A 13,117-nucleotide genomic window follows, 5' to 3' on the forward strand; every position below is an offset into this window, starting at 1 on the left:
TCACTGGCTATAATGCCAATTCGTGGATGATTTCCCGCCTGCGCGGGAATGACAGATTTCCTTAACTTAATGGCAGTACTGACGTCCCCCCTCGAACTCATATTAGAACGCTTAATCAAGCAAAAGCTTATCCAATTTCGCCGCACAGATAAAATCGTTGTGGCTTAAACCATTTAACGCATGCGTCATGAAACTGACACGGCAGTAGTTGTAACCGACTTCTAAGTCAGGGTGATGATTTTCTATATTTGCTATCCAGGCTAAAGCATTTACAAAAGCCATTGTTTCATAAAAATCTTTAAATGAAAGTTCGCGCTTAATTATGCGGTTATCGGCACTGACTTGCCATTGTTTATTTAATTGAGGCATTAAATTTTTAACTTGCTCTGCAGTTAATGCAGCCCCAATTCCTTCACATGATTCACAATGTTTGCTGCTTAAATCGCTGGTCATTTTTGTTCCTTTTATATCGAATTTTATGATGGTGCCTTATAGCACAATTTACGCATGATAATAACTATTCAGTGCGTCAAGAAAACGATGATTTTGTTCCTTAGTCCCAATAGTTACGCGGATGTAATTATTCATTTTATAGGGATGTAAGGGGCGGACTATAATACCTCTGTCTAAAAGATAATTATAGAGTGCCAAACTGTCTTCCCTGCAGTTAAATGTAAGAAAATTACAGGCTGAGGGTAAATAATTAAGGTCTAAACGTTCCAGGCCGGTGCGCATTTGCCGCATTCCATCGCTATTGGTTTGTAAGCTTAATTGAATAAACGCTTGATCATCCAGTGCGGCATGCGCTGCAGTCAATGCGGCTTGATTCACCGTAAATGGCAGTTGCACTCGTTGTAAAATATCAATAATTGCTGGATGAGCCAAGGCATAACCTAAGCGTAAACCGGCTAAGCCATATATTTTTGAAAAAGTGCGAGTAATTACTAAATTAGGGTAGTTAGCTAACCAGCCAATACTGTTGCCCAGGTGTTGGGATTCGGCAAATTCATAATAAGCCTCATCAAGTACTAATAAGGTGCTTTCAGGAATATTGTCTAATAAATTTTTTATTTGCTCCTGACTGATGAGAATGCCTGTAGGATTATTCGGATTTGCTAAGAAAATAATGGCTGTTTGGGAAGTGCATGTATTAATTAGGGTATTAATATTTACTTGCCAATCTTCATTAATGGTTACTGAATGCACGGGTATATTTAAGGTGTGTGCCTGAATGGCATAGGTGCTAAAGGCATAGTCATGGGTGAGGATGTGCTTTTCTTGGTGCAAGACAAAGGAATTTAACAAAATCGTATAGATATAGTCTGAGCCATTACTAACAAAAATTTGATTGCTATCTAGCTGGTGTTTTTTCGCCAACTTGGGAATTAATGGATGGTTATTGGGCGAAGGGTAAGTCGCCAGTGTATTCGGGGATATGCTGCGCAAAGCAGACAAGGCCATGGGACTGCATCCTAAAGGATTTTCATTACTGGCTAACTTAATAATGTTGGTAATTCCTTTTTCCCGGGCCAGTTCTTCTATGGATTTTCCTGGTTTGTAGGGAACTAGAGAGCGTATTCCCTGATGAGGGAGTTCTTGGAAATTAATGGCCATAATACAATCCTTTGAAAATAATTCTTTTTTATATTACCTAAGCCGCTGTCTGCTGTCACGAAACTCTAGAGACTGTTGATCTTTATATTGATTTTTCTAAATTTTCTTGCATTTTTATTTTGGGAGCGTTAATCTGCGCGCGCAAACCAACCTCAGGAAAAATGGAATATGAAACAGCAAAAGGGATTTTCCCTTGTTGAAGTGCTGGCATCTTTATTGCTCGTCACTACTTTGGCTTTGTCTTTATTGCAACAACAATGGCAAAGCAAGCAATTACTCAATCAATTAATTTTGCGTGAACACGGTTCTCAAGTTCTTGATCAAATTGGTGAAACCTTATTCGCGCGCATGAAAAAACTTCCTTTAGTACCCCCTCCTTATCATTTGGATGTACAGCATCAAAGTCAGGAAACATTATTACGTCTGGGCTGGTATCACAAAAGTGCGGCGATTACACGTAAATTAATGCATGAATGACTAATGCAAAAACAGTCTGGTGTCAGTATCTCGGAAGTGCTTATTGGCCTTGCTCTAGCAAGCCTTATTATGACCCTGCTTATGCAATTTTATTTAAGCAGCAAACGTCAATACCTTGAGGCAGAAGAAATTTTATCACGTAGTTTTGATTTGCGCTGGGTCGGAGATTTGCTCAGCGATAGCATACGTCGTGCCGGTTTTACTCCTTGTGTGGGCATAGAGCAGTTAATTGTAAAAGACAGACGACAAAATAGGGCGATGATTCATGCGCTTAACGTTGAAAATGAACGACAACAATCAATTCAAATTAATCGCATGAATGAACGTTTTGCTCAAGTGATAAAAATTCAAAATTCCACACAAATTGTGGTGTCACCCACGGTGTCCTTTAAAGAAAAACGACCATTGATGATTGCTGATTGCGAACATGCAGAGGTCCAGCAAATTATTGATGTGGAATTCGTATCAGGTGGAACGTTAATTACTTTGGCAAAGCCTTTGTTATTTTCTTATGCAACATCAGCATATGTTGGTGAGTTTTTAGAGGAGCGATGGTTTATTAAAAAAAATCTTAAAGGTGAGGAGACATTACATTACCAATTGACACAAACAGAAGAGATTACACCATTAATTCATTCACTGAAAATTTATAATCAAAACGTCCATGACAGACCATTTATTGAAGTGAACATGGGCTTGGCTGAGGGCAAAACCCAGAAGCTTCTGGTTGCTGTTCGCGGATTATGAAAAAGCAGCAAGGGTTTATTTTCTTAATGACTTTAATCGTGGTCGCGGTGATTAGCTTATTGGTATTAACTTCGATGCAGCATATTTTATTGTATCACAAAGCGATTAATAAGCAGGAAGAGCTCCATCAGAATTTTTATCAGTTGGAAGCAATTGCATTGCAATTGTCTCGGCATGCAATGTTTGGAGCGGATTGTGTGGGGCATAAAGATGCAGCTAATCAAGTGATGCAAAAATTGCTGCGCCGTGAAGGCTGCTCTTTAAGAGAAGGGGTATCTGATTACCAATATTTTATTGAAGATTTGGGTGCGTTTCCTTGTTTGGTAGTGCAAAAAAATGGTTTGAGACGTGCTAGTTATCATCGTCGGGTTTCGGTGGTGCGTATGGATGAGGGGTATCCAGTATCTTTGTTGCAAGTACGTTTTATTTCTGCGGGGGCGGTGATGAAGTGCGAGGCTAAAGCGCGCGTGATTCGTTCAGGGATGAGTAGTTGGCGTTATTTTGCTTCGGTTGATTAATGTAACGTCTGCCAATCAAATTAGTTTACTCCCAAGGCTTTTCTACACGCGAAGAGGCATTCGCAGCAGAAAAGCAAATTCAAGGTTGGAGTCGCAGAAAAAAAAAGCGCATTATTAATGCCAATTGGATGGTTTTATCTGGGTATGCTAAACGCAATAAATAAGTTTATCGCTTTAATCTTCTTGAGCTCCATGAAATGAGCCTGTATTGTTATAACTATGATGAATAAAAAAGGCTTTTTGGTGCGTTTACCTAATATTTTTGAATTCAAATATTGGCCGCAAATAGCTGTTCTTGCAATCTTATTGACGGGCTTTGCTGCTTATCGTTATTTTGCATATTATGATACGCGCTCAAATGATGCCTATGTTTCCGCTCATGTGGTGAATATGGCGGCGATTGTTTCAGGTCCGTTAACGCGCATTTATGTCAAAGATAACCAGCACGTAAAAAAAGGTGATAAATTAATTCAAATTGATCCTTTACCGTATCAATACGCAGTAGCGCAAGCCAAGGCTAAATTAAATATTGCTAAATTAAATTACGACAACCCGAAATTAGCCATTGTTCAAGCAGAACAACAATTAAAAATTGCCCAAGCGAATTTGGATGACAATCAAATTTTAGCTGCGCAAGCCGAGCTGGATCAAGCCAATTACCTTCTGAATCACACGACACTTATTGCCCCAGAAGATGGGTACGTTACTAATTTTAATTTGCGTACAGGACAATACATTACAGTTGGAGAAGGGCTTTTTGCTTTTATCGAAACCAAACGCTGGTGGATAGTAACGCGCTATCGCGAAACAGCCATTCGTCTCATTAAACCAGGTGATAAAGCAAGAATCATGATCGACATGTATCCTGGCAAAGTATTTCATGGACATGTAAAAAGTATTGGCTGGGGAATTAACCGAGTGCAGCAAGGCAATGCAGCGCCCTCAACTTTGCTTTATCTTGAAGCTACTGAAGATTGGATTCGCATTGCTCAACGTTTTCCAGTACGTATTTATATTGATGATTTAACTGATGACTACCCAATGCGTATTGGGGCTAGTGCCACAACCATTACTTATAGGTGAGCGGAGTGCTTTGGCCGCGCACTGTTGAAAATAGGGCCGCATTAAGAACGGCATTTGCTGCATTAGCGGCGGTATTAATTTCTTTTAAATTGCATCTACAGACACCATACTGGTCGGGCATGAGTGTGGTTGTCGTTTCTAATTTGTATACAGGCAGTATTATTGATAAAGCGGTTTTACGTATTATTGGCACGATTGCCGGAGCCTTTGTTGGTTTTTATGTCGCGGGTCTCGTCGCCAACAGTTTTTTACTTTATTTTCTTTCTTGTTTTTTAATTGTAAGCATCGGGGCTTATTATTACAGTTTTAGTGTTAATGGTTATGCTTATTTATTAGGTTCATTATGCGCGTTTATTATCATTTCGCAATTGGCACTGGATCCGCAAAATGCTTTTTTTGTAGCAATTTGGCGGCCAGTTGAAATTGGTATTGGCGTTTTGGTTTCGGCAATCAGCGTTTATTTTATTTTTCCTAACCATTTAAAAGATAATGTCTCTGAACAGCTGACGGCTCTCTTTGCTGATTTTTCCGCAGAATTTAAGCAAATATTTGCAACGTTAATGCACGAGAAGCCAGATTTTTCACCATTAATACGAAGCAATTTAACGATAAAAAAGAAATTACGTAAAGCGGTAGAGCTGGTTGGGGCTATGAATCATGAATTGGGCGTTAGCCAAGCGCGAACCGACGAAATTCGTGCTTTATTGAACTCCTTTTATGAATTATCACGACAGTTACACTATCTAAGTATCATCTCACCACAACATTCTGATTTAAAGACCATTCAATCGGCACCGATTGCTCAAGTTTTTCAAGCCATTTATGATGATCTTCATCGATTGCAACACGTTTTTATTGCGCAAACATCAGAGCCTGTATTATTGCAAACTGGTGTAGCCATTGCCGACTTAGAGAAACAATTAGGTGCGTTCCCGAGTAACTATGTTTATTCCTTGGTGCATTTTTTTCAGCACGTCTCCCAATCGTTAATATTCATTCGCTCATTATTGGCACGTACTCCAATTACCGCAGCAGCAAAAATTCAAACGCTGAAACTCCAAGATCGATTACGAACCGATCCCGACTTAATTAAACGCAGCATTAAAGCTGGGTTGTCGGTAATTCTTGCCTTGGCCTTTTGGTTAACGAGCAATTGGCCAGGAGGCTTAAACGGAATTATCAGTAGTTTAATTATTTCCATTCGCAAAAATCTTTTTGAAATGAAAAATATTAGTATTCACCGTTTACTTGGCTGTTTTTTAGGCGGTGGCATCGCGTTATTTGCTTTATTTATTACGGCCATGGATCTTTATGATTTTGTTTTAGTTTTTCTTGGTTCTGTCTGGGCCTTTACTTATTTTATGTTCAAGTTCCCTAAATATGCATACATTGGCTTACAAGCCAATATTGCTTTAATTATTTCATTAGCACAGGAAGGAGGGCCGCCGGTTGATTTGTCCCCACCTTTGCAGCGTTTAGGTGGGGTTGTTATTGGAATTGTTGCCAGTTTTATCGTCGCTAATTTAATATGGCGCTCAGATGTATGGACTATGCTCAATCGCTATCTTGAAAAATTATATACTTATATGACTTACAACTTAAGACAAGTACTTTTGGTACCCGCTAATCAAAAAATACTGCATGATTTGGCGAATTTATTTTGGCTTACACGCGGCTTGCTGGAATCCCTTGCTGATGAGCCTTTAACTGCTAAAAAGCACAATACCTTAATTGAATTAACTGCACGCTTTGAGTCTTTAGTTATGACACAGGCAACGATAAGTCATATTTTAGTAACGATTGATCATGAACAAGTACGACGTACAGCTATTTTTTTCGACTGCGATCTGTCTCTTTATGAACAGAATATACTGACTTGTTTTGCGCAACATGACACGGTTGGTGGCTTAAAATTAAGTCACCAATTGTTGGTGGTGTTGTCTGAAATAGGAGATAAGCCTGCTTTTTCTAAGGTGAAACAAGAGGATTTAAGGGTTTTCCTTGTTTACATGAATGCATTGAATCAGTTGGCTTTGCGTATTCATTAAACACTATTTTTGCTTATAAAAAAGTATTTTTAATGCGTGAAGCATGGAATATTCTTTGCAAACTCGTATTAGGGAGGTAAAAAATTCTCTTTTTCTCAAGAAATAAAATCAAAAGAGTAAAATTAATGAAATCAATAAGTTGCTATGATATAGTTTTTGGTTTCCTATGGATGCGATTTGAAATGCAGAGTCAAAACCAGCTGTTTTCGTTGCAATATATTCCATTACGTGTAAAAATTGCCCTCCTATGAAAACGAAAATATTATATACATCACTATTTTTAGCCTTAATATCTCTGGGGATATCGACCTGGTGGTTTTGGCAATCCGAGCAGTCTAAACAGCCAATATCGATGTTTAGGCCGGTTACTTTTAAGCAGCTTCCGGGGTGGCAATCTGCAGACCTGAAAAAATCATTAGAGACTTTTCAGACTTCTTGCCGTGCCTTCGTGAAGCAAAATCCTGAACAAATTGTGGGTACAGACCATATTAATTTGCAAGTAAAAGATTGGCAACCTGCGTGTTATGCTGCATTAAAAATTAACCCAGTTACTGAAAAAGATGCAAAGTTATTCTTTCAGGAATGGTTTCGACCTGTTGAATTTTATGATAAAGAAACCGGTCCAGGCTTATTTACTGGCTATTACTTACCCGCACTTAAAGGCAGTTATACCAAATCTAAAGAATTTAGTGTTCCTTTATATGAAACACCAGACGATTTAATTACTTCTGATTTAGGTATGTTTTTCAATGACTTAAAAAACCGTAGGATTGTTGGTCGAGTAACGAAGAATAAACTGGTTCCTTATTATACGCGTGCACAAATAAATAATGGGGCGCTCAACGGTAAGGCAAAAGTTTTGGTCTGGATTAATAGTCCCATAGACCGCCTGTTTTTAGAAATTCAAGGCTCGGGCATTATCGAGCTTGAAGATGGTAAAAATATTTCCGTGGGTTATGATGCACAAAATGGTCTGCCTTACACTGCCATAGCGGGTGTCTTAATTAAAAAAGGGGTAATGACTAAAGACAATGCATCCATGCAAGCGATTAAGCGTTATTTAACCGAACATCCTAAGCAGTTGCATAAGGTCATTAATCAAAATAAATCCTTTGTCTTTTTCCGTAAAATGGCACAAGACGTAGCTTTAGGTTCACAAGGGGTATCTTTAACACCTGGCTATTCCCTAGCTATTGATAAGCAATGGATACCTATGGGAACGCCTCTGTGGCTTAATACTACGCGCCCAGACAGCAAAAACCCTGAGATGAGTAAGCCCATGCAACGTCTGATGATTGCTCAGGATACTGGGGGAGCGATTCGCGGTAAAATTAGAGGCGATGTGTTTTGGGGCGGTGGCGATCGTGCAACGCTAATTGCTGGCCATATGAAAAACGCAGGACATTATTGGCTCTTACTTCCAAAGCATGCTATTCCACGATTCACGAAACTGTAGGTTGGGTCAAACAAGACCCAACCTATGTTCCTACTGAGCAACCGCCTCTTTAGGAGCGTGTTCAGTAAGGTTATTTGCTGGTTCAACATTGTTATTTAAAGGTTGTGCTGTACGGTCTTTTAACGCATCAGCCAGACTAATAAATTTGTATCCATTTTTTTTGTATAATTGAATCACATCTTCCAAACAATAACTATTCAACAGATTTGCATGAATCAAGAGGATTTGTTTTACAGGTTGTCCATCTTCTTTCTTGGAGCGGCGTTCTGCTGCTAATGTTTGTTTCCAAATATAAGCCAAATAGCGTTTTTTGAATTGGTTAATGCTTTGCGCTCTTTTGCTATAAGGAATTCTATATAATTGCGCATTGAACTCATAATCCTTGCTATCAATGGTTACAGGAGCAATGGTATATTGATGAGCAGCTAGATATTCTACTACTTTTTGCTTTTTGGCGCCCGACCCTTCAGAAAGGTAAGGATAACGGAAGTATTTAGGTTCAGTCATTACTGGCGCTAATTTTATATCTGCACGTTCAATATCCGCAATGTATTTGTCCGCACTCATTCCGCCTAAGCTATCATGAGTGTAGGTATGATTACCGAGAGCAAAACCTTGATTACGGAAGGTTTCCAGAAGATCCCATTCATTTTTTGCTACAGCGCCGCCAATGATAAATCCAGTAGCTGGTACTTGATTATCGACAAGTGCTTTTACAAGCGACATAAATCGGTCTTGGGTTCTTTTAAGGCTCGCTGGAGTATTTGTCCCGGAGCCAACAAAGGGTAAGTCATCTATTGTAATCGCAATTTCACGCTCATCATTAGCAAAGCATGGAATATTGAGGGTGCACAGCAATAAGGTCACAACGGTCCATCGCAGTAACATGATATCCCCTGATTTGTTATTATTCTAATTATTGGTCAATTAAACTATAGTAGATAATTTCAAAAAAGACAGGGAGATTCTTGTCGGCCCGGGCAATTGAGTATATTGAATAAAAATTTGAGTAAGCTAATTGAGGTCGTTGTAGTTGTAGCCTCGCTTCGGTGCGCAAAAATCAACCCATTTAGTCCAATCTAGCGAAATGGCAATAGACCTAGAGTTACGTAATATTATTAGGATGTTAAGCTGGTCAATCTTTGTAGCGATGACTGTGAGCCAGATATGATTTTTGTGCTTTCTTTCTTTTTCACCATGCCCAAAAGCCAAGATGAAAATTGGTGTGACAAATTGATCGCGGGTTTATCCACCATTAATTCAAATATTTTTGATGCAATCAGGCAAAATGTTACATATAAACAAAAATTCAAAGCAATCATAATCTGAGTTTGGGGAAAATGGAGATATAACGCTGAAGATAGAGAACATAAGATAATGAAATGTATCAAGTAAAGGGAAAATGATATCTTGCCAAGAAACTGAATGAATTTGTGTTGAAAGAACTGTTCACCAAAGCCCTTAATTATAGCCAAGGCCATGAATAATGCGCCGATTGTATGGTAGAAGGCTTTCTTTTCCCAAATTAGCACCTCAGGAAGATAATCGTAGGCTATACATTCAAACTGAAAGGCTCCCAAATAGAATCCTATGGCAAAAACAAGACGTCTTGTTCTAAAATTAAGTTTCATTAAGTTTAATAAAGATCCTAGAAATAGGGCATAGAAATAGATAGAATCTTCTTTGTGTACCAAAAAAAGTATTGCAAAAACTAGTATCATAGGAATGATGATGCGCTCTTTAGGTTTGACAATAAAAAAAGCCAGGACATAAATTGAGCCAATAAACTCTATTTTAAGAGTCCAGAGCGAGGGGATAAACGTATGTTTACCAAAAACAAGTGAATCATATATTGATTCATTTACCGCCATTTTCAGCGTTAATTGTTCAGCAAAGAAATTCTTAAACCAAATAACTGACCCAGATATTTCTGCCGCGGGTATGTTTTTATACCACCCCATTTGATACACAATAAAGGAAAGAAATATGACGCAGGCAATAGGGATGTTTAATCTAAGATAGCGGCCCCACAATCGTCTTTTTAGGGAAAGAATATTTGCTTCTGCTGTAAAATAGGGAAAGGTTAATACATAACCGGAAAGAACAAAAAAAAGCAGGACAGCAAAATGCCCATTATAAAAAATTGAAATCAATGGGGACGTTAATATTTCGAAAAATAAACTTGGTGACGTATTTTCTGAAAAAGTTTGCGGGTAATTTTTATGTGCCATCATTGGTAAGAACGCACTGATGAAATGCGCCACGGCAACACTAAACGCAGCCACGCCTCTAAGTCCATCCGCGTTTTTATTTATCAATGAAGCCACTTTTAATTCACATCGAACAATATTTTTTTCGGTTACACAACAAAAAATGATGATACTGTCATACTCTATGGTTAATCAAGTGTTTTGAATGGAGTTTATTGCAAACCTTATTTAGTACATAGTACACCGGTACAAAGAACATGATAATATTGCCATGTCTTATATTCGTAAGGGGAAAATCTCTGATTTAACCTATATTATCGAGAAAATGCTCCATCATCTTAACGCAATACATGGACCTCAAACCAAGAACCAAAACATTTATGATTACGTTCAATTTGAGTCTAAAAAGACAAGTATCACTCAATTTATTGAGCAAATTTCAATATTTAATCAGCAATTATTATCTGTAGTGGATACTGGTTGTAATACAGCATTGTCAGTTGCTGTTGCTGCAACGGGCTTAGTTTTTGTTTTAGCTTCTGTTTTTTTTCTAGCATTTTCGTTTATTGGTTTTGGGCTTTTGATTGGAGGAGCTTATAGCGCTTATTCTTTTGCTGCTCAATTAGAACGGCAAGTGAATCAATTAGAAAAGCAGATGATGCAAATAGTGGAGAAAGCACAGAAGTTACCTGACGATAATAGTTTATTTGGTAATAAAAATCATCATGCCTTTTTTAGCTCGATATTTATACCCTTACCTTACGCAGTGCTCACAGCAGTTGAACAAATAACTTTTGATGAGTCCATCCAGAAAAAATTATTAGAGGAATGCAGTAGCTTGGAGCAAGTGACAACAATGCTGACTAAATTGTAATTTAATATATAGCGCTCTTAATAATCCGTATATGGGACGGTCCGGGACGGGCTCTATTTGAAATGATACAAATTGGTGGATATTTGATTATTTGATGTGGAACGATTGAGAAAACCTATGCAGCGGATTTCGGATTATTTGAATCGACAGATGGTTGGTGCTATAGAGGTCGTTGAGGATGTTGATTAAAAAGCACCCATTATTTTTTCTATAATCCTATTTTATTAGGATTTTAAGCGGTTGTTATTGTATTTTTAAATTTAATCCTACTACAATGGGATTAATGAATAATTAAATCGAAATTCTTATATTAAGTCTACTCCAGTAGGATTATATGGCCAAGCAAATTAAAAAATTAAAGACTCCCAATCTTCAACAGCCGTTAACCGCAGAATTGTTAGGGGAAGTCATTAAAGCACGCCGAACTCAAAGTGATTTACGGCTGGAGGATGCGGCTGCTTTGTGTGGTGTAGCCAAAGAAACCTTTATGAAAATCGAGCATGGGCAATCGAGCTGTCAATTGGCAAGTGTATTACAGATTTGTTCCGGTTTAGGAATAAATCTGTACATAAAGCCATGGATGGATAATGGTGAGGATGAAAATGATTGGAGATAAGCCGGTCTTGGTTGTTTATCAGGGAGAATATCAAATAGCCCATATCACGCTTATCGAGGATCAATTGTATTGGAGTTATAATGCCAATTGGCAAAAGACAGGTTATGCTGTTTCTCCACACTTACCTTTGTATGAAGATATTCCACCATTAAACGTGCAGCGATTTCTGCGAAATTTATTACCCGAAGGAAATCCTTTAGAAGTATTAGTTAATATTTTTCATTTAAGTAAATACAATACATTTGGACTTATTCAAGCTTTAGGATTGGATACATCCGGATCATTAGTGATATTGCCATCAAATCAAGCAATTCCTAATCATGCGAATTTTCGACTGATAACTCATGAGGACTTAGAAGAGCGTTTAAATAATCGTGATCTCTATAGTTTAATGGTTTGGGATGGAAAACCACGTCTTTCAGTTGCTGGAGTACAAGATAAAATTAACGTGGTGTTAAATAAAGAAGAGCAACTTGGTTTTGGAGAAGGCAGCTTGTGTTCTACCCATATTCTTAAATTTGAAAAACAAAAATTATCTTATTTAGTTTTAAATGAATATCTAAGTATGCAGCTCGCTAAACGCTGTTCATTGAATGTTGCTAATGTCCAGATAAAACGCTTTGGTCAGCATCCTGCTTTATTGGTGGGGCGTTTTGATAGGAAAATGATTACCACTAATATAGTGCAAAGACGCCACTTAATAGACGGTTGTCAGGCATTGAATTTACCTCCGGAATATAAGTATGAGCAGAATTTTGGAAATAGCCGAGATGTGGCCAATATAAGAGATGGAGTAAGTTTGCCTAAGCTATTTGATTTTGCAAATCAATGTATCAATCCTGCAAAAACCAAGCAACAAATACTCGACTGGGTTTTATTTAATATTTTGATATTTAATTGCGATGCTCACGGTAAAAATCTAAGTTTTTTTGTTGGGGCTAACGGTATTTCTCTCGCACCATTTTATGATTTTATTAATATAAAAATGTATCCTGAATTTGAACATGGCTTGGCGATGGCATTAGGAGATGAATTTGAAGAGAATAATATTGATGCTTATCAGTTAGCTGATTTTGCAGATACATGCCAGTTGCCAAGATTATTAGTGGCTAAACGTTTAAAATATTTGATTGGCAAACTAACTGTTGCTTTGCAAGAAGAAATCAGCCTTATTTTGATTAATGATAAAGAAGTAAAATATTTAAAGAAATATCAGGAAATTGTCATTAAGCGATGTAAGCATTTATTAGAGCAGAGTGAACTTATTAATTCAATGGAACTCTAGTACAACGTTTCACTTATTATTTGATTAACGAAGATATAAGCTGAGTTTTCACATTCAAAAATTCTATTAAAATTTTTGATTACTTATTGTTGATTGTAATCATCAATAAGGTGACAAAATAACTCAATAAACCCGTAAAATTCGGCTCTACCCCAAATAAGGGGGCACTTTAATCAAGTTAGTACTAAC

Annotated in this window: 13 protein-coding genes; 9 read left to right on the top strand and 4 right to left on the bottom strand. The window is 37.6% G+C overall.

Annotated features, from left to right (window positions below):
* Positions 1–111: 111 nt before the first annotated feature.
* Together LDG_RS11365 and hisC are read right to left on the bottom strand one after the other, a co-directional pair.
* Positions 112–453 (bottom strand): 4a-hydroxytetrahydrobiopterin dehydratase, encoded by a 342-nt coding sequence (locus LDG_RS11365; protein WP_006871515.1) that lies wholly within the window; start codon positions 451–453, stop codon positions 112–114.
* A gap of 48 nt (positions 454–501) precedes the next feature.
* A complete protein-coding gene (hisC, locus tag LDG_RS11370; RefSeq protein WP_006871516.1) occupies positions 502–1,614 on the bottom strand; it encodes a histidinol-phosphate transaminase in 1,113 nt (370 codons plus the stop codon).
* Positions 1,615–1,782: 168 nt separating this feature from the next.
* Between hisC and LDG_RS11375 the strand changes: the two genes are divergently transcribed.
* From LDG_RS11375 to mltA, 6 genes are all read left to right on the top strand, one after another.
* A complete protein-coding gene (locus LDG_RS11375; protein ID WP_006871518.1) occupies positions 1,783–2,091 on the top strand; it encodes a PilW family protein in 309 nt (102 codons plus the stop codon).
* Between the two features lie 3 nt (positions 2,092–2,094).
* Positions 2,095–2,838: a PilW family protein gene (locus LDG_RS11380; protein WP_006871519.1), complete on the top strand. Its 744-nt coding sequence runs from the start codon at positions 2,095–2,097 to the stop codon at positions 2,836–2,838.
* Positions 2,835–3,356, top strand: a complete 522-nt coding sequence (locus LDG_RS11385) for a type II secretion system protein (protein ID WP_006871520.1) — start codon at positions 2,835–2,837, stop codon at positions 3,354–3,356. Before LDG_RS11380 ends, LDG_RS11385 begins: the two co-directional genes overlap by 4 nt.
* 219 nt (positions 3,357–3,575) lie before the next feature.
* Complete coding sequence (locus tag LDG_RS11390; protein WP_006871521.1) at positions 3,576–4,439, top strand: efflux RND transporter periplasmic adaptor subunit; 864 nt, start codon at positions 3,576–3,578, stop codon at positions 4,437–4,439.
* 5 nt (positions 4,440–4,444) lie between these two features.
* A complete protein-coding gene (locus tag LDG_RS11395) occupies positions 4,445–6,487 on the top strand; it encodes an FUSC family protein (protein ID WP_040535582.1) in 2,043 nt (680 codons plus the stop codon).
* A 247-nt stretch (positions 6,488–6,734) separates the two neighbouring features.
* Positions 6,735–7,943 (top strand): murein transglycosylase A, encoded by a 1,209-nt coding sequence (gene mltA / locus LDG_RS11400; protein ID WP_040535585.1) that lies wholly within the window; start codon positions 6,735–6,737, stop codon positions 7,941–7,943.
* Positions 7,944–7,973: 30 nt separating this feature from the next.
* Here mltA and LDG_RS11405 read toward each other — a convergent pair whose 3' ends face one another.
* Both LDG_RS11405 and LDG_RS11410 read right to left on the bottom strand, forming a co-directional pair.
* On the bottom strand, positions 7,974–8,831 hold the full coding sequence (locus tag LDG_RS11405; protein ID WP_040535587.1) for a polysaccharide deacetylase family protein: 858 nt from the start codon (positions 8,829–8,831) through the stop codon (positions 7,974–7,976).
* A 230-nt stretch (positions 8,832–9,061) separates the two neighbouring features.
* Positions 9,062–10,261, bottom strand: a complete 1,200-nt coding sequence (locus LDG_RS11410; RefSeq protein WP_083821452.1) for an acyltransferase family protein — start codon at positions 10,259–10,261, stop codon at positions 9,062–9,064.
* Positions 10,262–10,424: 163 nt separating this feature from the next.
* Between LDG_RS11410 and LDG_RS11415 the strand changes: the two genes are divergently transcribed.
* From LDG_RS11415 to LDG_RS11425, 3 genes are all read left to right on the top strand, one after another.
* Positions 10,425–11,027, top strand: coding sequence for a hypothetical protein (locus LDG_RS11415; RefSeq protein ID WP_006871528.1), 603 nt, complete (start codon positions 10,425–10,427; stop codon positions 11,025–11,027).
* A 334-nt stretch (positions 11,028–11,361) separates the two neighbouring features.
* Positions 11,362–11,643: a helix-turn-helix domain-containing protein gene (locus LDG_RS11420; protein ID WP_006871529.1), complete on the top strand. Its 282-nt coding sequence runs from the start codon at positions 11,362–11,364 to the stop codon at positions 11,641–11,643.
* A complete protein-coding gene (locus LDG_RS11425) occupies positions 11,624–12,928 on the top strand; it encodes a HipA domain-containing protein (protein WP_006871530.1) in 1,305 nt (434 codons plus the stop codon). The genes LDG_RS11420 and LDG_RS11425 overlap by 20 nt, the downstream gene beginning before the upstream one ends.
* Positions 12,929–13,117: the final 189 nt, after the last annotated feature.

This window comes from Legionella drancourtii LLAP12 (assembly GCF_000162755.2).
GTDB lineage: Bacteria > Pseudomonadota > Gammaproteobacteria > Legionellales > Legionellaceae > Legionella > Legionella drancourtii.

What these genes read in the sequence shown, in the direction of transcription:
- LDG_RS11365 (WP_006871515.1), bottom strand. Translation starts at nt 453, where the DNA reads ATGACCAGCGATTTAAGCAGCAAACATTGTGAATCATGTGAAGGAATT.
- hisC (WP_006871516.1), bottom strand. Translation starts at nt 1,614, where the DNA reads ATGGCCATTAATTTCCAAGAACTCCCTCATCAGGGAATACGCTCTCTA.
- LDG_RS11375 (WP_006871518.1), top strand. Translation starts at nt 1,783, where the DNA reads ATGAAACAGCAAAAGGGATTTTCCCTTGTTGAAGTGCTGGCATCTTTA.
- LDG_RS11380 (WP_006871519.1), top strand. Translation starts at nt 2,095, where the DNA reads ATGCAAAAACAGTCTGGTGTCAGTATCTCGGAAGTGCTTATTGGCCTT.
- LDG_RS11385 (WP_006871520.1), top strand. Translation starts at nt 2,835, where the DNA reads ATGAAAAAGCAGCAAGGGTTTATTTTCTTAATGACTTTAATCGTGGTC.
- LDG_RS11390 (WP_006871521.1), top strand. Translation starts at nt 3,576, where the DNA reads ATGATGAATAAAAAAGGCTTTTTGGTGCGTTTACCTAATATTTTTGAA.
- mltA (WP_040535585.1), top strand. Translation starts at nt 6,735, where the DNA reads ATGAAAACGAAAATATTATATACATCACTATTTTTAGCCTTAATATCT.
- LDG_RS11405 (WP_040535587.1), bottom strand. Translation starts at nt 8,831, where the DNA reads ATGTTACTGCGATGGACCGTTGTGACCTTATTGCTGTGCACCCTCAAT.
- LDG_RS11415 (WP_006871528.1), top strand. Translation starts at nt 10,425, where the DNA reads ATGTCTTATATTCGTAAGGGGAAAATCTCTGATTTAACCTATATTATC.
- LDG_RS11420 (WP_006871529.1), top strand. Translation starts at nt 11,362, where the DNA reads ATGGCCAAGCAAATTAAAAAATTAAAGACTCCCAATCTTCAACAGCCG.
- LDG_RS11425 (WP_006871530.1), top strand. Translation starts at nt 11,624, where the DNA reads ATGAAAATGATTGGAGATAAGCCGGTCTTGGTTGTTTATCAGGGAGAA.